At 40.6% G+C, this 24,005-nt stretch carries 21 protein-coding genes and 1 pseudogene; 13 read left to right on the forward strand and 9 right to left on the reverse strand.

Annotation, left to right across the window (positions count from 1 at the left end; genetic code table 11):
• Positions 1 to 9 precede the first annotated feature (9 nt).
• From VOI46_RS04460 to VOI46_RS04470, 3 genes are all read left to right on the forward strand, one after another.
• Positions 10 to 1,350, forward strand: a complete 1,341-nt coding sequence (locus VOI46_RS04460; protein ID WP_004587421.1) for a DUF1501 domain-containing protein — start codon at positions 10 to 12, stop codon at positions 1,348 to 1,350.
• A gap of 256 nt (positions 1,351 to 1,606) precedes the next feature.
• Positions 1,607 to 2,320, forward strand: coding sequence for a DUF1499 domain-containing protein (locus VOI46_RS04465; protein WP_004587420.1), 714 nt, complete (start codon positions 1,607 to 1,609; stop codon positions 2,318 to 2,320).
• A 203-nt stretch (positions 2,321 to 2,523) separates the two neighbouring features.
• A complete protein-coding gene (locus tag VOI46_RS04470) occupies positions 2,524 to 3,573 on the forward strand; it encodes an NAD(P)-dependent alcohol dehydrogenase (protein WP_004587419.1) in 1,050 nt (349 codons plus the stop codon).
• Positions 3,574 to 3,642: 69 nt separating this feature from the next.
• Here VOI46_RS04470 and VOI46_RS04475 read toward each other — a convergent pair whose 3' ends face one another.
• Complete coding sequence (locus VOI46_RS04475) at positions 3,643 to 4,845, reverse strand: MFS transporter (protein ID WP_004587418.1); 1,203 nt, start codon at positions 4,843 to 4,845, stop codon at positions 3,643 to 3,645.
• 370 nt (positions 4,846 to 5,215) lie between these two features.
• Here VOI46_RS04475 and VOI46_RS04480 point away from each other — a divergent pair, with 370 nt between their 5' ends.
• Positions 5,216 to 6,517: a PAS domain-containing methyl-accepting chemotaxis protein gene (locus tag VOI46_RS04480; RefSeq protein WP_004587417.1), complete on the forward strand. Its 1,302-nt coding sequence runs from the start codon at positions 5,216 to 5,218 to the stop codon at positions 6,515 to 6,517.
• Positions 6,518 to 6,615: 98 nt separating this feature from the next.
• Positions 6,616 to 8,745 (forward strand): TonB-dependent receptor, encoded by a 2,130-nt coding sequence (locus VOI46_RS04485; RefSeq protein ID WP_004587416.1) that lies wholly within the window; start codon positions 6,616 to 6,618, stop codon positions 8,743 to 8,745.
• Between the two features lie 42 nt (positions 8,746 to 8,787).
• On the opposite strand, the gene VOI46_RS04490 is transcribed toward VOI46_RS04485, so the two are convergent.
• Positions 8,788 to 8,961 (reverse strand): DUF2986 domain-containing protein, encoded by a 174-nt coding sequence (locus VOI46_RS04490; protein WP_004587415.1) that lies wholly within the window; start codon positions 8,959 to 8,961, stop codon positions 8,788 to 8,790.
• A gap of 215 nt (positions 8,962 to 9,176) precedes the next feature.
• Here VOI46_RS04490 and VOI46_RS04495 point away from each other — a divergent pair, with 215 nt between their 5' ends.
• Entirely contained in the window at positions 9,177 to 10,664 is a 1,488-nt protein-coding gene (locus VOI46_RS04495) for a dipeptidase (RefSeq protein ID WP_004587414.1), read from the forward strand.
• Positions 10,665 to 10,773: 109 nt separating this feature from the next.
• Here VOI46_RS04495 and VOI46_RS04500 read toward each other — a convergent pair whose 3' ends face one another.
• Positions 10,774 to 11,526: a putative porin gene (locus VOI46_RS04500; protein WP_004587413.1), complete on the reverse strand. Its 753-nt coding sequence runs from the start codon at positions 11,524 to 11,526 to the stop codon at positions 10,774 to 10,776.
• Between the two features lie 238 nt (positions 11,527 to 11,764).
• Here VOI46_RS04500 and VOI46_RS04505 point away from each other — a divergent pair, with 238 nt between their 5' ends.
• A complete protein-coding gene (locus VOI46_RS04505) occupies positions 11,765 to 11,953 on the forward strand; it encodes a 2TM domain-containing protein (protein WP_004587412.1) in 189 nt (62 codons plus the stop codon).
• 58 nt (positions 11,954 to 12,011) lie between these two features.
• On the opposite strand, the gene VOI46_RS04510 is transcribed toward VOI46_RS04505, so the two are convergent.
• The 3 genes and pseudogenes from VOI46_RS04510 to VOI46_RS04520 all read right to left on the reverse strand — a co-directional run bounded on the left by VOI46_RS04510 (position 12,012) and on the right by VOI46_RS04520 (position 14,244).
• Positions 12,012 to 12,449 (reverse strand): OsmC family protein, encoded by a 438-nt coding sequence (locus VOI46_RS04510; protein ID WP_004587411.1) that lies wholly within the window; start codon positions 12,447 to 12,449, stop codon positions 12,012 to 12,014.
• Positions 12,450 to 12,596: 147 nt separating this feature from the next.
• Positions 12,597 to 12,734, reverse strand: a complete 138-nt coding sequence (locus VOI46_RS04515; protein ID WP_004587410.1) for a DUF2256 domain-containing protein — start codon at positions 12,732 to 12,734, stop codon at positions 12,597 to 12,599.
• 1 nt (position 12,735) lies between these two features.
• Positions 12,736 to 14,244, reverse strand: a pseudogene (locus VOI46_RS04520) (deoxyribodipyrimidine photo-lyase).
• Positions 14,245 to 14,328: 84 nt separating this feature from the next.
• Between VOI46_RS04520 and VOI46_RS04525 the strand changes: the two are divergent.
• The 4 genes from VOI46_RS04525 to VOI46_RS04540 all read left to right on the forward strand — a co-directional run bounded on the left by VOI46_RS04525 (position 14,329) and on the right by VOI46_RS04540 (position 19,338).
• The gene (locus VOI46_RS04525) at positions 14,329 to 14,937 is read left to right on the forward strand and encodes a flavin reductase family protein (RefSeq protein ID WP_004587408.1); all 609 of its coding nucleotides are present in this window, start codon (positions 14,329 to 14,331) and stop codon (positions 14,935 to 14,937) included.
• A gap of 71 nt (positions 14,938 to 15,008) precedes the next feature.
• Entirely contained in the window at positions 15,009 to 16,937 is a 1,929-nt protein-coding gene (locus tag VOI46_RS04530; protein ID WP_004587407.1) for a S9 family peptidase, read from the forward strand.
• Positions 16,938 to 17,199: 262 nt separating this feature from the next.
• The gene (locus tag VOI46_RS04535; protein ID WP_004587406.1) at positions 17,200 to 18,654 is read left to right on the forward strand and encodes an ATP-binding protein; all 1,455 of its coding nucleotides are present in this window, start codon (positions 17,200 to 17,202) and stop codon (positions 18,652 to 18,654) included.
• Between the two features lie 9 nt (positions 18,655 to 18,663).
• The gene (locus VOI46_RS04540; RefSeq protein WP_004587405.1) at positions 18,664 to 19,338 is read left to right on the forward strand and encodes a response regulator; all 675 of its coding nucleotides are present in this window, start codon (positions 18,664 to 18,666) and stop codon (positions 19,336 to 19,338) included.
• Between the two features lie 18 nt (positions 19,339 to 19,356).
• Here the strand turns inward: VOI46_RS04540 and VOI46_RS04545 are convergent, their stop codons facing one another.
• Complete coding sequence (locus VOI46_RS04545; RefSeq protein WP_004587404.1) at positions 19,357 to 20,211, reverse strand: PA4780 family RIO1-like protein kinase; 855 nt, start codon at positions 20,209 to 20,211, stop codon at positions 19,357 to 19,359.
• Positions 20,212 to 20,465: 254 nt separating this feature from the next.
• Here VOI46_RS04545 and VOI46_RS04550 point away from each other — a divergent pair, with 254 nt between their 5' ends.
• Both VOI46_RS04550 and VOI46_RS04555 read left to right on the forward strand, forming a co-directional pair.
• Positions 20,466 to 20,741 carry an EF-hand domain-containing protein gene (locus VOI46_RS04550; RefSeq protein ID WP_004587403.1) on the forward strand — a complete coding sequence of 92 codons (276 nt, stop codon included), beginning with the start codon at positions 20,466 to 20,468 and terminating at the stop codon, positions 20,739 to 20,741.
• 11 nt (positions 20,742 to 20,752) lie between these two features.
• Positions 20,753 to 21,205, forward strand: coding sequence for a hypothetical protein (locus tag VOI46_RS04555; protein ID WP_004587402.1), 453 nt, complete (start codon positions 20,753 to 20,755; stop codon positions 21,203 to 21,205).
• A 128-nt stretch (positions 21,206 to 21,333) separates the two neighbouring features.
• Here the strand turns inward: VOI46_RS04555 and VOI46_RS04560 are convergent, their stop codons facing one another.
• Positions 21,334 to 22,635, reverse strand: a complete 1,302-nt coding sequence (locus VOI46_RS04560) for an MFS transporter (RefSeq protein WP_004587401.1) — start codon at positions 22,633 to 22,635, stop codon at positions 21,334 to 21,336.
• A gap of 50 nt (positions 22,636 to 22,685) precedes the next feature.
• The gene (locus VOI46_RS04565; RefSeq protein ID WP_232423992.1) at positions 22,686 to 24,005 is read right to left on the reverse strand and encodes a bifunctional diguanylate cyclase/phosphodiesterase; all 1,320 of its coding nucleotides are present in this window, start codon (positions 24,003 to 24,005) and stop codon (positions 22,686 to 22,688) included.

The following is a 24,005-nucleotide window of genomic DNA, read 5'->3' on the forward strand; positions in this document are numbered from 1 at the left end:
GAGCGCATAATGAGCCTAAATAGAAGAGACTTTTTGTCATTATGTTTAAAAGGCGGGGTATCGGCAGCCGCTTTAACCAGTTTGCAGCTACAAGCGTTAACGGGGGCAACTAATGCAATAGAACTCGGTGATTATAAAGCCCTAGTGTGTGTATTTTTATACGGCGGAAACGACTCACTTAATATGTTGCTACCCCTTGAGGGAGAGCAGCGTAGTTTATACGAGCAAAGCCGGCAAAACCTCGCAGTAGACAATCCGCTAGCGTTAAGTGTTTCTCAGCAGTTTGCAGGTGGCGTGGGAATTCATCCCTCACTTGCGCCTTTACAGAGCGTGTTTGAGTCGGATGATTTAGCCTTTGTTGGTGGCGTAGGCACTTTACTTACTCCCACCACATTAACAGATTACAAAAATAACGCGGTGCCTTTACCTAAGCATTTATTTTCGCATAACGATCAGCAAGCGTCATGGATGTACGGCCGAGAAAAAGCCTCTTTAAACAGTGGGTGGGGCGCACGTATGCTAGAGCGATTAGCTGTAGAGGATCAGTTTGCGGCAAATATCTCTCTCGATGGCACTAATTTATGGCAAACAGGCACAAATACCAGTGCCTTTGCGCTTAACAAAAGTGGCATAAGCACAATTAACGCCTTTGGTGGTTATCAGCCCCGCACTGAGCACGTTACTAACATAATGAACCGCTTGCTAGGCAATGCAAGCCATGTACTAGGGCGTGAATATGCGAATGGCTTATATAGCGCAATTACCAACACACAAACGATGAACAGTGCGCTTGAACAAGCCCCAGCGCTTACTACCACCTTTAGCGATACTAGCTTGAGTGAGCAATTAGCCGCGGTGGCCAAAGCTATTAGTGTGCAGTCGTCGTTAAGTACACAGCGCCAAGTATTTTTTGTCTCTATGGGGGGATTTGACACCCACGATGATCAGCTTACTGCGCACCCTGCATTATTAAATACGCTAGCTCAAGGGCTCAGCGAGTTTAACAGTGCCATGAAAGAGCTAAACATGAATGATAAAGTCACCACGTTTACTATGTCGGACTTTGGCCGCACGCTAACCTCAAACGGCGATGGCACCGACCATGGCTGGGCGGGTAATCAAATAGTAATGGGCGGCGCGGTAAAAGGACGTTCTATTTATGGCCAGTTAGTTACTCAGCAATTAGAGGGCGAATACGATACCGGTGGCGGGCGGTTAATTCCGCAAGTGGCTAACGAGCAATACTTTGCAACGTTAGCGCAGTGGTTTGGCGTGCCTGTTTCGGAGCTGGTTGATATTTTTCCAAATTTAAGTAACTTTAACAGCGCGACCTTAGACTTTTTTGTGTAATGATACTGACACGCCAGCCTAGGTTCGTTAGTTTAAGGTTAAAGCGCCGCTGCTTGATAATAAAAATGCGTTATTTAGTTGTTTTAATTAGCTTATTTTAAGGTTTTTGAACAAAATTTATTATTTAAAGCACTTAAGTATCACTATACAGTGGCGTTGGCTGTTAATTGTGATCTAAACCCAGTGCTTGGCAGTATAATGTACTGGTTTCAAATACTTAAAATTAAAGATCACACATGATAAAGGAATCATAATAATGAAAATTTTAGTGAGCTTAGTAAGTTTAATTGCTTTTTTACTCGTTTTACTGCCAGGGCCTTTATATAAGTATGGGGTTGTTGAACTAAGTACTGCGTTTGCAGGGTTTAGATTTGGTGTGTATGTGGGTGGCGCTGCATTAGTGCTGCTTGTTATACAGGTTATTTTTATGCGTAAAACGCTTAGCATGGGCAGCACTTTAATGGCGTTGGTGTTTGCAGCCATCGCGATTGCAATGCCACTGAGCATGATGAGCAAGGCTAAAAGCGTACCCGCGATCCATGATATTTCGACCGATTTAATTAACCCGCCAAAATTTGTGGCAATTGTACCGCTGCGAGCGGATGCTAAAAACCCAGCTGAATACGCAGGAGAAGAAACAGCCGCGCAGCAACGCAAAGCTTACCCTGAGCTAAAAACACTAAATTATGCACAATCAAAAACAGACTTATTGGCTGCTACCGAGCAAGCGGTTAAAAATTTAGGGTTTGAGCTTGTTAATGTTAATGCGGCTACGGGCATTGTAGAAGCAACGGATACCACCACATGGTTTGGTTTTAAAGACGATGTAGTTGTGCGTATCAATGATGAAGGCAGCCAGCGCTTTGTCGATATACGCAGTAAGTCACGCGTGGGGCGCAGCGATTTAGGAAAAAATGCTGAACGTATACATTCACTCATTGATGAGATAAATACGTTACTGGATAAGTAACCAACATTTAAGTTAAAAAAGCCCAACCTTGTTGGGCTTTTTTGGTCAGGGTGCATTCACTGCGCCGGCGTTAGGGTGAACCACATCAAAGTGCATACCGGTATTATTTTTAGAGGCAGCCCTTATGGGATTGGTTTTAAAATAAAGCACTTAAATAAGCGAAAAGGTAGACGACTTAAATTTTTACAGACTATGGAGTTGTTATGAAAACAGTAGGATATGCAGCAAAAAGCGAAGGTGCGCAACTAGGTGAATATACTTTTGAGCGCCGCGATTTACGCGATAACGATGTCGAAATTGAAATTTTATATTGTGGCGTATGCCACTCTGATTTACATGCAGTGCGCAATGACTGGGGCGGAAGCCGTTACCCGTTAGTCCCTGGGCACGAAATTGTAGGTAAAGTAAAAGCCATTGGTAGCGCTGTTAAAAACTATGAAAAAGGTGACACGGTAGCGGTAGGCTGCATGGTTGATTCATGCCAAAGCTGCAAACAGTGTGATAACGGCGAAGAGCAATTTTGCCAAGAAGGCATGGTAGGCACATACGCAGGTAAAGATAGAGAAACCGGCGAGATGACCCAAGGTGGCTATTCTAAACATATTGTTGTTCGTGAAGAATTTGTACTATCAGTCCCTGAAAATCTAGAGCTTTCGCGCGTTGCCCCTTTATTATGTGCAGGTATCACTACTTACTCTCCTTTACATAAGTGGGGCGTTACAAAAGGCAGCCGTGTTGCCGTTGTAGGGCTTGGTGGCTTAGGTCACATGGCTGTTAAAAATGCCGTAGCCATGGGCGCGAGTGTAACAGTGGTTGGGCGAAGTGAGTCTAAAAAAGATGACGCAGTAAAACTTGGCGCGCAGCATTATTTAGTGTCGACTGACGAAGATGCAATGAAAGCGTCGCAGTCGGCTTTTGATATTATTATTGACACCGTACCTGTTAAGCACGATTTGTCTATTTACACACCCTTATTAGACATAGATGGGACGCTAGTTATTGTTGGGCAAGTTGGCCCCGTAGAAGAGCTAAACACTGTGCCTCTTTTAATGGGTCGCCGCCGCATCGCAGGATCACTAATTGGTGGGATAGAAGAAACCCAGCAGATGCTAGATTTCTGCGGCAAAAATAACGTATTGCCAGAGTGCGAAATGATTAATATTGACCAAATAAACACCGCGTATGAGCGAATGGAAAAATCAGACGTACGCTATCGTTTTGTTATTGATATGGCGTCGTTAGAGGCCCAGTAAGGTGGGTGATTAAATACCCTTATTAAAGTAAAAGAGCGGCTAATTGTATTAGCCGCTCTTTTTATATGCTTAACAGGTTTGTGCTGCGGGTTGTTGTTTATTAAGTTGCAAGTAGCTTAAAAACCACATTACTAAGCCACCTAAAAACAACGCCGCTGCGACATAACCTGTTTGGTTAGGCGCTGCACCTTGTGCAATAACAGCCCCGCCAACCCAAGGGCCGATAGCATTTGCGGTGTTAAACGCGCATTGTACTAATGCACCAATCATTGCATGGCCCTCTGGGGCTACATCCATTAATAAAGATTGAATAAGCGTTGCCAAACCTACACTGCAACCAATAAAAAATATAACCGCATAAAGCATCCAAATATTGTAACTTGCGCTAACGTAGGCAATTGCAAATACGATGGTACACACAAGTGCAAGCCCTGTGGTTTTAATGGCAGATTTATCGGCCGCTTTACCTAATATGTAATTACCTAACGTACAACCAATACCAAACATCACCATAGCGATAGAAATAGTGTAAGGGGCTGTTTTAGTTACATCTAAAATTGTATCGGCAATGTATGTATAAATACAAAACACGCCGCCAAAGCCAATAATAACAATACCTAAAATAGACCACACCAGTTTATTTTTAAGTACGCCAAACTCGTTAAGTAAGTTAGATGGCTTAGCGTTATCGATATTTGGCACTACTTTGTATACAAATATAAACGCAATAAACGCTAAAACCGCAGCGCCACCTAAGCAATAACGCCAGCTTAGGTTTTGCCCCACCAAGGTAACAATAGGCACGCCTACGATGGTTGCAATGGTTAAGCCCATAAATACTTTTGACATAAAGCTTGCGCGTTTACCCGAAGGGGCAATATCGGAGGCAAGCAAAATAGCGGCACCAAAGTAAGCGCCGTGAGGTAAGCCACTTAAAAAGCGAAAAATAACGAGCTGCTCTAATGAGGTTGCTAATGCACTCAAACCATTAGAAATACACATTAGGCTTAAAAAAATCAGCAAAGCTTTGCGTTTTCGCATATTGGCCGTTGTAAGCATTAATACCGGCGCGCCTACCACAACACCAATAGCATAGGCGCTAATTGCATAGCCGCTTTGCGAAGGAGTTGAGCCAAACGTTTCACTGATCAGCGGCAGCATAGGCATCATTGAAAATTCTGATAATCCTAAAATAAACGTACCTAGTGCTAACACTAATAAAATAGCAGCTTTATTTAACTGATTAGATGCCGACGCAACATCTGCACTCATAGAAGATCCTTTAACTTTGATTTTAAAAATAGTGAATAGCCACACATTAATTGCGTGGAGAGTAAACATATATTAGGTGTGGAGTGTGTCAGTGAGATGGCTATTTTAAGTTAAAAAGTGTACTGCGTCATGTATAAAAAATAGTATTTTTGGCTTGTTTTACTTTTGTTAATTGCTATAAAGTGTGACTTATTGGGTTAATTTATAAAAAGTTTTTAAAAAGCAGCTCACTAGCTAGTGTTTAATTGCTCGCAGAAAAACTAAAAAACACCTATATTTACAAAGTTATTACATTTATTGCTAGCTTACATATTATTTTTATATTTGTTTGTTATTGTCATCCTATTATTATTCCCTAAAGGTTTAACACATGTTTGGTCTACGAAAAGATAACGCCAAAGTTGATGAATTGGAACGTCAACTCAATGAAAGTAAATCAGTACTATCCGCTATTTATAACCATGTAGCGTATATTGAATTTACCCCCGAGGGAAAAATTTTAGACGCTAATGAGCTTTTTTTAGATACCGTAGGCTACAAAAGAGAAGAGGTAATAGGCAAGCACCACCGGATTTTTTGCGATTCAGACTACGCTAAGTCGAGTGAGTACAGCCAATTTTGGCAAGCACTGCAAGGGGCAAACTCAACAAGCGGTACCTTTATGCGCTTTAACGCTAATGGCGAAAAGCTATGGCTAGAGGCTACTTATTTTCCTGTTGAAGTAAACGGGGTGGTTACTAAGGTTATTAAAATAGCGTCGGATATTACAAAAAATTATGTACAGCGAAAATCTCAAGAAGCGCTCACCGAAGCGCTTGATAAGGCGCTGGCTACAATAGAATTTAACCCCGATGGCACCATAATTAAAGCAAATCAAAACTTTTTATCTACGGTGGGTTATTCACTTACAGAAATTGTTGGCAAGCATCACAAAATGTTTTGTACTGATTCTTTTTATCAAAATAACCCTCGGTTTTGGGAAGAGCTAAGCGATGGACAGTTTAAGTCGGGTAAGTTTAAACGCATAACTTCTGATGGCTCGCAAATATGGCTGGAGGCAACTTATAACCCCATTTTAGATAATAAAGGCAAAGTGATAAAAATAGTGAAGTTTGCCTCTAATATTACCGATCGCATAAAAGACAACGAAGCCGTTAGTGAGGCCGCACAAATTGCGTATGAATCGGCGGTGTCGAGTGCGCAAACGGCAAAAACGGGCTCAGATATATTACATGATGCAATTGCAAACTCAGATGCAATTGTAAGCCAAGTACTTAAATCGGTTGATTTAATTAAAAACCTGAACGAGCAGTCAGCAGTTATCGGCTCTATTGTGTCGACCATAAGCAGTATTGCCGATCAAACTAATTTATTGGCGTTAAATGCAGCCATTGAAGCCGCCCGAGCGGGCGAGTACGGGCGAGGCTTTGCCGTGGTAGCCGATGAAGTTAGGCAGCTTGCAGCAAGCACCAGCAGTTCAACCAACGAAATTGCAACCGTAGTTAAAAACAACCAAGAGCTGACTAACGATATTTCAAAGCAAATCACCTCCGTCTCTGATTCGTCAGAGCAAGGCCGAGAGCTAATAGCGAAAGTCTCAGAAGTAATTCAAGAAATAGAACGCGGCGCAGATGCTGTTTCTGCAACAGTGTCTAAGCTTAACGCGAGTTAAGTGGCAGTAAGTTCTCAAAGTGCGACATTTTGTCGCGCTCTAAACTTGTAACTACATTATATAATTTATGCCATATATAACAGTGGCATAAATTATAAATGGCTCATATTCAACATATCCAACATTCTTATTTATTCTCTCCTTTAGCACTTTTATTAACTGGCCTTTTATCTCCTGCAGTATTTGCAGATGATAACCCTTTAGAAATTATTGAAGTGCATGGGCAGGTACACAATAAGCACTTATCGCTTGGTTCGTCAGAGGCAATGCTTAGTCATTTAGGTGTTGATTTTTCGGCTGCGGGCGGGGTGTCTAACTTACCTATTTTAAATGGTTTAATGGGTGATAGAGTAAAAGTACTGGTTGATGGCGCAGAGGTTACTGCAGCGTGCGCTAATCAGATGAACTCGCCTCTTTCTTACGTATCAGCTAATCAAGTAATGGCTTACAAAGTAGTTGCTGGTGTCTCGCCAGTGAGTGCTGGTGGCGATAACATTGCAGGTGTAATAAGCGTTAACTCAATTTCACCACAATATAGCGAAAGTAGTGAGTTAGCATGGCACTCAGGCTATGTCTCGGCTAAGTACAGCAGTGTTGATAACGGCCAAAAACTAGGTTTGGGAGCACGTTTAGCAAGCGATACTGTGAGCCTTAATTACCAAGGGTCGTTTAGTGATGCCAACAGCTACAAAGATGGAAAGGGTAATGTGGTACTTGATACATTATATCGGGCTCAAAACCACAGCCTAACTGGCGCGATACGTGACGATAAACAGCAAGTTGTGATAAAGCTTACGCATCAAAAAATACCGTATCAGGGTTTTGCTAACCAGTACATGGATATGACTGATAACACCAGTTATGGCGCTATTGCCCAATATAAGCGCAGTTTTGAAAACAGCGAGCTAGAAGGGCAAGTTAATTGGCACAGCGTTAAACACGAAATGGGTTTTTTTAGTAAAGAAAAAACCGGCATGATGCCCATGAAAACAGATGCAAAAGACATAAGCACACAGCTTAAATGGCGCCTTACACTTGATCAAAATAGCTCATTACTACTTGGACAAGAATATTATAATTACCGCATTGATGATTGGTGGCCGGCGATTGAAGGCTCAACTATGATGGGGCCAAATGATTATATAAATATTAATAGCGGTAAGCGTGAGCGTATTGCCTTATTTGTAGAATATGAAAGCCAAATCAATAACAAGCTCTGGTTAAATACGGGTTTAAGGGTTGAGCGTGTTAATACACAGGTTGATGAAGTACAAGCCTATAACGATGGCATGATGAATATGGGCAGTATGAGCGCAATGACAACTGCCAATAATGCGCTAGCTGCCAATAACTTTAACAATGCCGATAGAGACATAACCGACACCTTAGTTGATGTAAATGTGTTAGCTAATTACCAAGTTACACTATATGACGAGCTACAATTAGGCCTTGCCCGTAAAAGCCGAGCCCCTAATTTATATGAGCGTTACAGTTGGGGTGTAAGTAATATGGCAAGCACTATGATTGGCTGGTACGGCGACGCTAATGGTTATATTGGTAACCCAAACCTCAAAGCCGAAACCGCCCATACCATCAGTGCAACGTATTCAAAAACAGCAAAAAATGATGCGTGGCGGGTAAGTGCTAATGTGTGGTACACCGATGTAACGGACTACATTGATGCAGATATTGTACGTAGTTTTAATAGTTATGGTTTAGCAAATACAACACGTAACATTTTAAGCTTTACTAATGTTGACGCCACACTTTATGGCGCAAAGCTTGATATAAGTAAGTCACTTTATCAATCAACACAGTTTGGCGAATGGCAATTAAAAGCAAACATAACGAGCACTCGTGGGAAGCGCCGCGACACTAACCAACCGCTTTATCAAATTAAGCCGTTACATACAGCGCTCTCATTAAGCCAGCAAATAGGGGTATTTGAAAATGCACTGTTGTGGCACTGGGTGGATACAAAATCACGCGTTGATGTTAACCGCTTAGAAAACCAAACCGTTAGTTACAGCTTAGTTAATATAAGCTCTAAAGCTACTTTTGATGCGCTTACGCTGGGTATTGAGGTGGTAAACTTATTTGATACGTTTTATCAATTACCCCTAGGCGGGGTAAGTATTGCAGCGCTTAAGCAAGGTAGCAGCACGGGGTTTACTCAATTAGCTGGGCAAGGGCGCTCATTTAATATAAGTGCCAGTTACGCATTTTAAACCCATATAAAGCGTTGAGAATAGGTTGCTTGGCGCTTTAGTTTAATCAGATGTTGGCGTAACTTGCTCGGCGTTGGTTGTTTGCTGCGCCTCTAAAGCTAGTTTTTCACGCTCTGCTTTTGATACATACGCCGGTTTATTACTTTTATGCAATTTAGCATTAGCACGTTTATCTTTTTTCTGAAATTTGGTGACAATTTTTTTGCGGCGGTTCATTAGTACTAATACTCTGATTAATTAAGGTCGCGCATTATACAACCAATGCAATGTAAGCCGCTATCTAAATTTAAAGCGCGATTGTTGTAACCCTGCCGCAAAGGTCTATTTAATACTATTGCTTGGCGGTATAATTTAGCTTTAATACCAATTTAATTATTTAAGCGATTTATTATTGCGCATTGGTAGTAATGATTCATACAAAAGGATACGTTTTGAAAAAGTTAGCTTTGCTTTGCAGTGCTTTATTTGCTTTTAGCGCACATGCACAATTACATACAAATATTGATAGTGTTGCCGATTACGCTGTTAATACTTATCAACAATCACAAATTCACACGTTAACTAATTTAGTGGCTTTTCCTACGGTAAATAAAGAGTCGATACCCGCGCCACAAAATCCTGACTTTATTAATTTCAAATCTGTATTAAAAATGAAAGCTGCAGAGCTTGGGTTTGATTACCAAGACCTAGGCTACACCGTGCTTATAGGCATGGGAGATCAAAACGAAAAGGTTACCGTTGTAACCCACGGAGACGTACAACCTGCCAATGCCAGTAAGTGGAAACAAAGCCCATTTATTATTGATACCTCAGAGCCTGGCAAATTAGTTGGGCGAGGCACAGAAGACGACAAAGGCGCAATAGCCACCGCACTATACGCCATGAAAGCGATTAAAGATAAAGGCATAGAGCTTAATAACCGCATAGAGCTGATGATTTACCTAGCTGAGGAATCTGACTGGGGCCCGCTTACTGAATTTATGAAAACCTACGAGCAGCCAAAATACGCCGTAACCATTGATGCATCATACCCAGTTGTAGTAGCCGAAAAAGGCTGGAGCTTAATTGCTCCTACTTTTAATGCTACCTCAAAACAAACCGGTATGTATGTGAGTGATTTAGCGGGCGGCGCGTTTAAAAGCCAAATACCAGAAGATGCAAGCTTAGTGCTGCATAACGCAAGCGCTGTTGTTATTAACTTATTAAAAGCTAAAGCTAAAACACTTAGTGAAGTTGAGTTTAATTTTGAAGAGCAAGCAGAAGGCTTAAAAATAACTGTAAAAGGGGTGTCTGCGCACTCATCAGAGCCAGAGTCGGGCGTTAATGCTATTGCACACCTGAGCGAGCTATTTAAAGGCGTCGCACTTGAAAATAATAGCGATGGCCAGCTTATAAAATTTGTAAATCAATTAATTGGTTTAGATATTCATGGTAAGCAATTTGGTAATATTGCCTACGAGCATGAATTCATGGGCCCAATGAGCGTAGCCCCTACCGTAATTGAACGCGATGGTAACGCACTAACGTTAGCCATTAACGCACGCCGCCCAGTTGGTAAAGATGAAAACCTACTTAAAGCGCAAATAAACAGTGCGATTAAGGAATGGGAAACTGCAAATAACGTAACGCTTAGTAAAGTCGAGACCATTATTGGTACACCCATGCTGTTAGATAACGCGCCGCACGCACAAAAGCTGCTTGATATTTTTAAACATTTTACAGGTGACGAACAAGCTGACTTTGTATCAATAGGTGGCGGCACTAACGCAAAGCTATTTGATAATGCAGTCTCGTTTGGCCCTTCAATGCCAGGCAAACGTTATACCGGCCACTCAGAGCATGAATTTATTACGCTTGAGCAATTAGCGCTTAATTTACGTATGTATACCGCAATGATGATAGAGCTAGGTAATATGTAAGCTATAGCTGTTTTAATATAAAAGCCGCCTTGTTTAACTGAAGTGACTCCAGCAAGGCGGTTTTTTGTATTTACTAAAACTGAGCTACAAAACTGAGATTGTATATATCTTAGTCATCGTTATCGGTGTAATTAGCTGTAAAATAGTAGTTATCGTTAATAAAGTATTTACCTTCAACAACTAAATCTGAGTCGTATAAACCAACGCCAACTGCAACATGCTTATTAAAGTAATAATTTGCCAACACATTAAAAATTGAATCATCGCCAGCATCGAGATAGTCAGCATTTATAGTAAAGTAGCGTTCATCGTAAAGGTGAGCAAAGTAACGTGATGATAAGTCCCACGACTCTATTTCATCATCCGTCTCAACAGTAAAACCAATGTAGTCGGTGTCATTAATTTGGTGATTATATTGCGCTTTAAATAAATAAACTGTGTCACCATATTCGTAATCTACCATGCGTGCAGATACTTTTAGCGAATCAGCAAATAAGTAACCTATGCCAAGTGAATAGGTATCAGTATCGCCAATATTAGGCAGCTCTATGGTTGCAAAAGCATTACCGTAAAAGCCTTCTCCAAAAATCCCTTTTCCACTATAACCATCTGAATTAAAGTAATTTAAGCCTATATTACTATCTGTATCTAGGTAGCCATAATCATCCCACACTCCCGAGCTTTGTTGCTCTTCAAAGTAATAATGCGTAGATAATCCGTACACATTATCGCTGTAATAGCGTGAATCAATTTTTGCGTAGTTAATTGTATTAAACCATTGCTTTGTTGATGCTGATTGTTCAGCATTTACTGATGCTGTACAGCTAAGTGCAAGCAAAGAGAGTGGTATTAAGTAGCGCATAAGTATCCTTTCTTATAATTAAATAGGTGTATCTAGAAAAGGTATTATATTAAATACTCTTTAAAATACATTTAAATAATTGTAAGTAACTGTATGTTTGTATAAGTATTTGTAGAGATGCGTTTGAAGGGGCTGCTATAAATTTATGACTAATGTCATATTAACTGATGACAAATAGCACCTTTCAGGCTTAAAAATTAAGGCAATAATAACCTTACATTTTAAGAGGAGAGCAAACATGAATACACCAGCATTTTTTGATAATTTAAAACGTTACTTTGTGGCTTTGGTATTTTTGACCGCGATAAACTTAATTACATCGCCAAATTATTTATGGGTAGTGTGGCCTGCCTTAGGGATGGGCATTGCATTGCTAAATGAGTTATTAAACTCAAATAACTCAAAAAGGGTTAGGGATGAGTGTTAAGCCAAGTAACAGGTTACCTGGCTTAACGCGTAAAACCGTAAGGTTTAAAAATTACGTTTTATGCGGTTGAGTCGAGCGTTGCGTTTAGGGAGATTTCGGTATTAAGTAGCTTTGAAATAGGGCAGTTTTTTTTAGTTTGCTCACACAATGCCTGAAATTGCTCGTTAGCAATATCTTTAATACGTGCGTTTACTTCAAGCGCTATATGGGTGACTGCAAAGCCGTCATCAACCTCATCAAGGCTTACGGTGGCTTTAGTATCAATTTTATCGGCTTTAAAACCGGCATCGCCAAGAGCAAGCGAAAGCGCCATACTAAAGCAGGCACTGTGCGCAGCTCCCACTAATTCTTCTGGGTTAGAACCAGGCTCGTCTTCAAAGCGAGTATTAAAACCAAATGGTTGTTTATCAAGTGCGCCGCTTTGTGTAGAAATACTGCCTTTACCTGTTTTAATATCGCCTGACCAGGTTGAGTTTGCCGTTTTTTTAATCGTCATCATCTTCTCCTTGCGTTGCATGTAAGCTTTTCAGGCTGAGTAAGTGCTATTTACATAAAACACCTAAATACAGCCTTAAAAGCCGAGTTATTCATACCATTGCAAAATAGACGCCAGCTCACGTATAGCATAAAGGATTAATACCTTTTAATTTTTATTACGTTTACAGCGCTCTGAGCAGTAAATAACGTTATCCCAATCGCGCTGCCACTTTTTACGCCATGCAAAAGGCTTGTTGCAAACAGGGCACATTTTTTGTGGTAAATGGCTTTTTTTATTTGCCATATTAATTACTTTTTGCGGTGTTTTTGTGTGTGCGAGTAAGCCCTACATGCTTTTTTAATATGTTAGGAATTGCACGTTTAACATCGGCGCGCTCGCGGTATTGCCATAAACGTTCGCGCGCTTATTTGGATTTGGAGGCTTGAGTTAAATCAAGCATGGGCTCGGGGTAGTCTTCACCAAGTTTAAAGTCGTTAAACAGCGCTTCCATTGGTGTTTGTTGCCAAGGCTCGTGTAAATATTCTATCGGCAGCTTTTCAAGTTCGGGGCACCATTTTTTAATAAAGGCGCCGGTTGGGTCTTGATCTTCAGATTGCTTTATTGGGTTGTAATGCCTAATGGTGTTAATACCCGTAACTGAGGCCTGCATTTGTATTTGTGGGTAATGAATGCCAGGTTCAAAGTCTAAAAAGTAATTTGCCAAAGGTAAGCTTGCCTGCTGCCAGCTTATATTTAAATGATGCGTTACAAAGCTAACCAACATAGCGCGCATTCTAAAATTAATATAGCCCGTGGTTTTTAAACAGCGCATACAGGCATCAATAATGGGTATACCCGTTTGGCCTTGTGCCCAGCGCTCAATATCGTGTTGTACGTTGTCATCGTTTCTATATGGGAACTGATGATACCCCGCATTGAGCGCTTTAAACTCCATCGTACTCTCACTTTCAAATTTTTGCATAAAATGGCAGTGCCAATGCAAACGCGATACAAATGCAGCAAGCGGGCGCTTCCAGCCTTTTTTGCTTGGGTGTTTTGCATGGTATGCATCAATAGCGGTTTGATAAACCTGTTTAAGGCTAATATTACCCCATGCTAAATAAGGCGAAAGCCTAGAGCAATGAATACGGCTTAAGCTGGGGCTAGATATGCCTTTTTGATATCCCTTACCGCGCTCAGCAAAAAAGCTTTGCAATATTGTATGCGCAGTTAAAGGCCCACCTACTTGAAAGTTGTCGTCATTTTGCGTGTAGCTGTCGGGCAATTTAGGTGTTTGGTAGTTATTAAGTGTAATGGTTTTTATGTTTTTCCAATTAGGAATAGCAATAGGAGCCTGCATTGTTTGTTGCCAGCGTGCGTTCCAATTTTTACGGTTTTTTTTGCCACGAATAACGCCGCCCGTTTGTGACTCAAGCCAGTTAACTTTGTTAGCTTTACACCATATAGCAACGGCTTTATCGCGTTCAAAGGTATTGTTTAAGCCAATTTCTTGATGGCTAAATATGTTTGCTATTTGGTATGTTTGATTAAGCGTGTTTAACAGTGTCAGCATGTTTTGGTTAAAAATATACAGCGCTGCTTTATAGCGAGTTAGCTGCTGATTTATTTCGCCTATTGATTGATAAACAAAACGCCAATGGCGCGCATTATAATGTGCATCCTCAAGCATTAGTGGCTCAAAGTTGTATAGCAGTAATGTGGGTAAATCATCATTAAATGCATTTTTAAGTGGTTGATGGTCGCTAAGGCGTAAATCGCGTTTAAACCACACTATGTTTATTTTTTCGCGCATATTTAAAAAAGTGGCTGCAGTTATGAAATACTGTACGCATTACAGCGCTTTTACGATTTGCAGTACGACGTATAAAGGAAAATTATGTTTTTAGATTTAACGCAAAGCACGCAGCACAATGTTTACTCGTATTTAGTTGGGGGTATTAGCCCACGGCCTATTGCTTGGGTAAGCACATTTAGTAAGGAGGGGATTGCTAATATTGCCCCGTACTCTTTTTTTACAGTGGCCAGCTGTAACCCGCCAGTGCTGAGCGTGACCCAAGTAAACCCACGCGACAAAGCCAATAAAGACACGCTTTTAAACCTTCAAGCCACTAACAACTGCGTGGTTAATATTGTAAGTGAAGAGCTAGTAAAAAAAATGAATCAAAGCTGCGCTAATTATCCACATAATGTGAGTGAATTTGAGGCAGCAAATATTGAAACAATCGCCAGTACACACGTAACATCCCCAGGCGCCGCAGCGGCTAAAGTAAGATACGAGTGCACCTTAAGAGACGTTATTCAGATAAGCGACGAACCCGGTGGCGGCAAAGTTATGCTACTCAACGTGGTGGGAATTTATATTGACGATAACGTGTTAGTAAATGGCTATATAGATCCCACGCGTTTAAACAGCATAGGTAAAATGGGTGGAGACTACTTTAGCTCTACTAAAGATAAATTTGTACTAAAGCGGCCACAATTGTAAAATAACAGATTAACTTTATACACTTACTGTTAACTCATTAAGCGTTACTTATAAAAACAAATGGATATTGAATGTCTAAACTTTACCTCACTTTAGTATTTGCCCTACTTAGTTTTAGCTGCCTATCAGCCTCTGATAAAAAGCTACCCATAGAAGCGTTTGCAGGCTTAAAAAGCATAAGCCAAGTTAAGCTCTCACCAGATGGAAATAACATTGCGTATGTTAGAAACCTTGATGGCGATTTAGTTTTAATGGTGCAAAGCCTTACAACAGGCAAGGGCAAGCCGATTATTAAATCGGATAACCACACTGTATTTTTTGACTGGTTTAGTTGGGCAAATAATGATGTTTTGTTATTGGGCGCACGATACATTAAATATCAATTTGGTGGGGTTAAGTATGCGTCTACATTAATGTATTCGTATAATCTAAGTGATGATAAAGGAATAAAACTGGCGTTTAGAGCAAACAACACGCGTGATGAAAAGCAGCCTCAGTTTTCTGACCGAATTATTAGCTTTTTACCGGAGCAAGAAAATAAAATACTCGTGCAGGGCGACTTTAAAATAGCCAATACCCCTGCTGTGTATGAACTTGACCTAACTACCTTACGCAAAAAACAAATACAACGTGCTCGTGCAGATGTAACCAGTTGGTTTGCTGATAGACAAGGCAAGGTTCGTATTGCTAAAAAAATGGATGAAACACAATTTACTTACGAGCTGTACAACGAGCAAAATGAGTCGTGGCAAACACTATTTAGCTACGAAGTATTTAGTGAGCAAAGCATTTCGATACTTGGCTTTGATAAAGACCCTAACTTTTTATACATCACTGCGCTCCATGAAGGGCGTGATGCATTATTTAAGCTTAATCTAACAACTAACAAACGTGAGCTCATTTTTAGCGACGACAAGTACGATGTCGATGGCGATATTTTTTACTCCCGTAAAACTGGCGAAGTGGCAGGCTTTACGCATTCGCATTTAGAAGATGGTATTGCGTATTGGGATGAAGACTTAGACAAGCTACATCGCTCTTTACGAGCATCATTACCTAAAGATTCATTTGAAATGGATATTGTTAGCACCAGCGACGATCAGCAAAAATATGTACTTTATGTCAGCTCAGATAAAACATCAGGCGCCTACATGTTAGGTGACAGAAAGCGAGGTGATTTAACATTTTTTGCAGACGTTTACCCACACATTAACGAAAGCGTATACGCCGGTAAAGAGCACATTAGCTATAAAGCACGTGACGGTCTTATTATAGAAGGCTACTTAACGCTGCCTGTTGGCTATGAGAAAGGCGATAAGTTACCCACTATTATATTTCCACATGGTGGGCCTATGGCGCGAGACTATGCAGGCTTTGACTATTGGACTGCGTTACTGGCATATAATGGTTATGCCGTGTTACAGCCTAACTTTCGTGGCTCAAGCGGTTATGGTTATGACTTTTTAATGCAGTCGATCCAAGGTTTTGGTTTAGCCATGCAAGATGACTTACAAGATGGAGCTAACTGGTTAATAGACCAAGGGATTGCTCAGCCAGATAAAATTTGTATTGGTGGCGCAAGCTACGGTGGATATGCCGCCTTAATGGCTGTTATTAAACACCCTGAAACATTTAAATGTGCGGCAAGTTTTGCAGGGGTAACTGACCTTGAGCATATTGTGAGTAAAGCCCGACACTTTACAAACAAAGACATAGTACGAAAACAGTTTGGAACAAATAGCGATAAGCTAGAGGCCAATTCGCCGGTTAATTTTGCTAAATCAATCAACAAACCTGTTTTACTTGTGCATGGTAGCGACGACAGTGTTGTCCCTATTTACCATAGTAGAGAAATGGAAGATGAACTAGATGACGAAGATAAAGATGTTACTTACATTGAGCTAGAAGATGGCGACCATTACTTGTCTTATCAGCCGCATAGAATTAAAACGTTACAAGCGTTTCTCGATTTTTTTGATAAGCATTTAAAAAACGATTAATAACAAAGGCGACTTAGGTCGCCTTTTTTGAGCGTAATTTTTTATAAAATGCACATTGTTTGCACTTTTACTTGTTAACGTTATACGTTGTTATTAAAGGCGCTATTTATAAGTCGCTATAATAGAACACGCAATTAATACAATTGTTATTACAGACTATTCTTGAAAGTGCTTAGAGCTTTTAATAATACGTTTTAGCAGTAAAAAAATACGCAATAAATAACAGCTCAAATGCTTTTAGAGTCAGGTTTATAAAAAATAAATGAAAATTCATAACAAACTTTTTTTAATATTATTTAGCTTCACCTTTAGCATTATTGCGGGGCTAGTTGTGCTTATTCAGTACAGTATTGGCCAAGGTATTATAGATTTTGTAAACGCTAAAGAAGTAAAAGCATTAGAGCCATTAGCAGTACAGCTGGCTAATAAATACGCGCAAACTCCCTCGTGGGATAAAATTATAGGTAACGATCAGCGCTTTTTAAGGTTGGTTGAATCGCAATTGCAATCAAGCCAGTTTTTACCTAGTTTACGCGATATGCCACAGCGCCCAGAAATTCGCGGCGAACGCAGACCCAGACCCCCACAGCATATGGCGCAACGAGATCGTCGCCCACCGCCCGAGCATGCCGCGCACTATGCACTACTTGATGAAAACCAGCAGCGTATTTTTGGTAAATTATTTGAGGATTTAAAGTACATTAAAACGCCCATAGAGCTTGAAGGTAAAACAATTGCTTACCTTGCTGTTTCAAAAAGAAAAAGCCTAGCAGATGGGTACGAGCTGGATTTTTTAAAGCAACAAACTAACTATTTATGGCTTATTGCGTTAACCGCAGGGCTACTTACCTTACTGTTGTCTTTTTTACTGGCAAGGCATTTAGTTGGCCCTGTAAAGCAAATTGCCAGTGGTATGCATAAGCTAACCAAAGGGCAGTACAGCACCAAACTTTTATTAGATAGAAAAGACGAGCTGGGCCAGCTTAGTGAAGATTTTAACACTTTGGCCTTTACGCTCGCTAAAGATGAGCAAGTACGTAAACGCTGGTTAGCTAATATTTCTCATGAACTAAGAACGCCCATGAGCATTTTACTCGGTGAGCTCGAAGCTATGTTGCTCGGGATACGTGAACCAAATAATAAAAATATTAGTTCTGCTAACGATGAAGCGCTGCATTTAAAACGCTTGATTGACGACCTACACATGCTAAATAGCGCAGAGCTAGGTGGCATGCATTACACCATGCAACCTACCGACGTAGGCTTTTTACTTAACTCCATAGAGCAAAAGTATCACGTTATTTTTGAGCAGCACGCTATTAATTTTTACCTTCTTAATAGTGCTAACAACACCACAGTAAACGCAGATAAAACACGTATACTGCAATTACTAGATAATATATTAATGAATGCGGTGCATTACGCCCAGTGCTCAACTATTTCTTTAAGTGCCAATAACGTAAATATTAAAGGCCAAGCCTATTTAGAGCTTATAATAGAGGATAACGGGATAGGCGTTGAGCAAACGCATTTATCGCACTTGTTTGAATATTTATACCGTGTAGACAGCTCTCGCAATCGCCAAGAGGGTGGCTCTGGTTTAGGTTTGTCTATTTGTCAGCATATTGTTAAAGGTCATAATGGCGAAATATCAGCCGAAAAAGCCAGTATTGGCGGGCTTGGCATTGTTATTAAATTACCCTTATTAGTTCAGTAGAGGATAAATATGAGTGAGCAAATACTCATTGTTGAAGATGAAATAAAACTTGCCAATTTAATGAGCGACTTTTTAACAAGTCATCATTATCAAACGCACCTTATTCATCATGGTGATGAAGTACTTAGCTGGCTTGAAAGTAATAAGCCAAGTGTTATTTTATTAGATATTATGTTGCCAGGGCAAAGCGGTATAGAGCTGTGCAAAGCGATAAGAAAGTTCTCTAATGTGCCCATTATTATGGTTTCGGCAAAGGTGGAGGAGATTGACCGGTTACTCGGACTTGAACTGGGCGCCGATGACTATATTTGTAAACCGTTTAGTTATGCTGAGCTGGTGGCTCGTGTAAAAGCAATTTTAAGGCGTGTGAATAGCACAAAAGAGCCTGTAAATAATGCCATGACACTGGATGAAAGTACTTACAGTGTTAACTATAAAAATAGCAGTATAGAACTAACTAATTTTGAATTTCAGCTATTTAAGCCTTTGTATTCAAACCCTAACAGAATCTATTCACGCGATAGCTTAATGGACACCATGTACGCAGACCAACGTATAGTTAGCCACCGTACTATAGACAGCCACATAAAAAAGTTACGTAAAAAGCTAGATGAAGTAACGCAAACCGACAGTGTTATTCAGTCGGTTTACGGTGTGGGCTATCGGTTTGTTCACCCTCAATAGCTAAACTTGAGCGCCGTTTTACTCATCGTCAGCGTTTTTAATACGCTCTAAACGGTCGAACTCTTCGTATTCGGCCGCTTGTATTTCATCGAGTACCGCATCTACGTCTGCAGATTCGTTACTGTCTTCAAATTCTCCGCTGAGCACAGTGTTTGGCGTTAAGCTGGCCTCTTCAAACAGTGCCCACATTTCTTTAGCGTAATGAGTGTTTAATAGGCTAGGTGCAAACTGCGCATAATAACGGCGTATATTGTTTACATCGCGCGTAAACATTGCTTGCGCACTGTTATTGGCTGCGGCGTTTACAGCTTGCGGAAGGTCAATAATTACAGGCCCTTTACTATCAACAAGTACGTTAAATTCTGATAAGTCACCGTGGATAATACCAGTGCACAGCATTAATTTAATATAATGAACCATCATACTGTACTGCTCAATAGCGTCTTGCTGTGTAAGGGTCACATGCCCTAACTGTGGAGCAACATCTCCGTCTTCATCGCACACAAGCTCCATTAACAACACACCATCAATACAGTAATAAGTATCAGGAACTCTGACGCCAGCGCGTGATAAACGTGAAAGCGCGTCTACTTCTGCATTTTGCCAAATTTCTTCTTCTAGTTGTCGCCCATAACTAGAGCGTTTACCCATGGCGCGGGCTTGGCGTCCGCCTCTTACTTTTCGGCCTTCTTGATACTGAGCTGCCTTTTTAAAGCTGCGTTTAACTGCATCTTTGTAGACTTTAGCACAGCGAATTTCGCCACCGCTGCGTACCACAAATACATCCGCTTCTTTACCGCTCATTAAGCGGCTTATCACTTCATCAATTAGGCCATCATCAACGAGTGGCTGGAGGCGTTTAGGTATTTTCACTGCGATACAACTAGAAAAATTGGAAGATTAAACATGTATGTTAACAAGTCCTTAGTATGTTAGCTCTCAAAACAGGTGTTGAAAGTGGTTTTAAGTAATTAGTTATCACAATAACCGAAATACCGAATAAGGTAAAAATAACATGATAAAAATCGGATTTATTTTTATTTCCTTATTGTTTGCACAATGTTTGCGTTTTTTAAGCGTACTTTATATTCATACCCTTTATTAATATTTAACCCAAGGTGACCACAATGAAGCATTTTTCTACTTTTGCCGTTGCTGCATTATTATCAATGGCTTTTTCAGCCAATGTTGCAGCCAGAGGCGGTGATAACCCACCACCTAAACCTGACTTTTCAAGCATAGATGCAGATGGTGACGGTGTGATTAGCCTTGCAGAATTTAGCGAAAGTGCGCCACCGCAAGGCGATGCGCAAACTATTTTTGACGAAATAGATGCCGATGGGAATGGCGAAATTAGCGAACAAGAATTAAGTGAACACAAGCCACCACGCCGCGCACGTTAAGGGAGAAAAATATGATCAACAGTATTGGTAGTTCAGCGAGTTTTATGACTCAACAATCTAGCCAAGTAAGCGCTTTAACTTCAGAGCAAACTGAGTTTGTTAAAGAAACACTTGCAGAATTTGATGCACAAAACCTAAGTACGGAAGATGCGCAAAGTATTCAAGCCGCATTTGAAGAGCAGGGGATCTCGCCGACAAAAGAGTTGGCTGATTTAATGAGCGAACTTGATTTTGACGCTAAAAGTATTGGCGATGCAGGACGCCCTGAAGGGCAACGCCCGCCACCGCCGCCGCAAAACTCGCTAGAATCTGTTGATACTGACGAAGTGGTTAGCTACTTAGATGAGTTATTAACTGAGTATTCAAGCCAGCTATCTGATGAAGATAAAGAATCAATTCTTTCATCGGTACAAGAAAAATTTGGCTTAAGTGAAGGTGATTCACTGCTAAATGTAACTGCTTAGGTGTTATAACTTGAGGTAAAGCTGACTGTTTATCCTTAGGTCTTAAGTCCAAAGCCCGGCAATTATTTTGTTGGGCTTTTTTATTATACCAATTCGCTTAATTGATCACGTATTATTGCGCATTGGTATTACTCTGCTTGAGGCAAAAAAATCGCGCTAATAGCACCTAACAAACCGAGCAGGCTATACAACAGAATAAGCTGTGCGGTTGATAAAAATGCTTCTAAAAGCCCTATACTGCCTAACATTAAAAGCAAAATGCCAATTACAGTATTACTAACCGACACGTAATCAGTGCGTTTATTGCCTTGTGCCATATCCACTAAATAGGTTTTACGCCCGAGCCGTACGCCTTGATGAGCAATGCAAAGCAAAAAATAAAAACCAGGTATTACCCAAGCATATTCAAACAGCTGGCTATACCATGTGGCTATTACAAACACGCTCACGCCGTTTATGGTGACAAGCAACGCACTTAATACAAGCACCTTTTGGCTAGAAAAATCGCTGAGTCTTCCCCATATTGGCCCAGAAATTAAACTTGCTAAGCCAGACACGGCTAAAAATACTGCCAATAATGAAAATTCAAACTGCTGAGAGCTTGCTAAAATAATATAAAAAGGCGCGCTTAGGGCTGAGCAAAGTAAAAAGGCGCGGGTAATTACAAAGTGTGCAAATTGTTTATCTTGATAAAGCAGCTTTAATTTACTTAGCGCATTTAAAAAGCCATTTTTACCGCCTTGTGTCGCCCCTTTGTATTCGTTTATGCGGCTATAAAAAAGTGCAGCAACAACCCACAAAACGGCGCCTAAACACAGCGCAATTAATACCGTATTTTGCTCTTTTTGCCCCGAAAAAAACCACATCATTAAACCAAAAGTGAGTGTTGCAAAGCCAGCTATACTTGCCGCCAGGCCACTAATATTGCCCCGCTTTTTTTTAGGAATAACTTTACCTAATACATCTTTAGCGGCAATAGAATTAAACCCGCGGGCGAGGCTAAAGAGCACCAGCAGAGCTAAAATTGCATAGCCAGCCTGAGCGCCTTCTAGCACAAATGAAACACCAACCATAGCGCCAATACATACCGCTTGGGCAAATGCACCGCAAACCCATACCCACTTTCTTACAGAGAGTTTACGGATAATATTGGCTATCGCTAATTGTGGTAATAAAGAGCCAGATTCTCTTATGGGCACGAGCCACGCTATAAACGCGCTTGGCACGTTTAAGCTTTGCATTAACCAAGGCAGAGTGACTTTAGGGTTGAGGAGGGCATCGGCAAACTTACTAAAAAGCTGGCTTGTTAATAAAAGAATAAAGTTACCGGCCACTTCTTTGCAGTCATCTTCGTTTATGTCTTTACAAGCGCGTGCGTCTTCATCGTTGTTAAGGCGTTTATAGACTTGCTCTTTAGTGAGTTTTTTCATACTGCTAGCTACACAATTTGTTTTGCTCTTTAGTGAGTTTTTTCATACTGCTAGCTACACAATTTGTTTTGCTCTTTGAGGTACGAATCTACAAAGTGTTGTTCCATAGGTTTAGAAAAGTAATAACCTTGTAGGTGAGACACGCCAATTTCTTTTAGCATGTTGGCTTGCTCTAGGGTTTCTACACCTTCAGCGACTACTATAAAATCAAGTGTTGAGGCCATTTGCACAATCGCATGAATTATACTTAAGCCTCGCTTATCCATATTTTGAATGAAACTTTTATCTATTTTTACTATGTCTACACCAATATCTAACATGCTCGACAAGGAAGAGTACCCAGTACCAAAATCGTCAATAGAAATACAAAATCCTTGTTTTTGCAGCTCTTTTACTGCTGCTAAAAAGGTGAGCTTATCTTCAGCAAACACAGATTCAGTGATTTCAAGGTGCAGGTTTTCTGGCTTTACGCCGTATTGATCAACGATATTTACAACCTTAGTGACAAAATCAGGGTCTTGAAGTTGTATTACAGATACATTAACGCTCACAGCAATAGGGGGTTGTACGTTTTTAAACGTGCAAGCTTGCACACACGCTTGCTCAATCACCCATAAGCCAAGTTCGGTTATGAGGTTGTATTGCTCGGCAATGGCAATAAATTCATCAGGAAATATCGCTTCGTCATTTAATTGCCAGCGTAAAAGTGACTCAAAGGAGGTCACCTTCGCTGTTTGGCTATCCACAATAGGCTGAAACACTAACCGCAAGCCGTTGTCTTTTATTGCACTTGCCAAGCGCTTGCTGAGCAATTGTTCGCGTTCTTGTTGGCGCTTTAAGTCATTGTTGTAAATATTTACGCAGCCTTTGGCAATACGTTTTTGATGGTACATGGCTAAATCTGCTGAACGAATTAACGCGCTTAAATCACCCTCATGCTCAGGAAATAACGCTATGCCAATAGTGGCAGATACCCAGCTTTGGTATTTATATCGTTCATGCTCGGCACGAATGCTTTTAATAACCTTTTTGGCAAAATCAAATAAGTCTTGTTCATCCTCATAGGTTGTTAAAATTAAAAATTCATCTCCGCCCCAGCGGCATTTGTATAAGTGGCGGGTGCAAACGTTAGTGAGTCGCTCGGCTATTTCTTTAAGTACTTGGTCGCCAACTTTATGACCCATAGAGTCATTAATTTGCTTAAAGCCATCTAGGTCTACAAAAAGTAAAGCGAGTTTCTCCTCGGGGTGATCTGCCAGTTGTTTATTTGCCACTTTTAAAAAAGCGGTGCGGTTTAACAAGCTTGTTAGCGGGTCAGTATTTGATAAACGGTAAATTTCTTCTGTGCGTGTTTCTACTTTGCTTTCCAT

Origin of the sequence: Pseudoalteromonas sp. CuT4-3 (assembly GCF_035666335.1) — a bacterium.
GTDB classification, from domain to species: domain Bacteria; phylum Pseudomonadota; class Gammaproteobacteria; order Enterobacterales; family Alteromonadaceae; genus Pseudoalteromonas; species Pseudoalteromonas atlantica.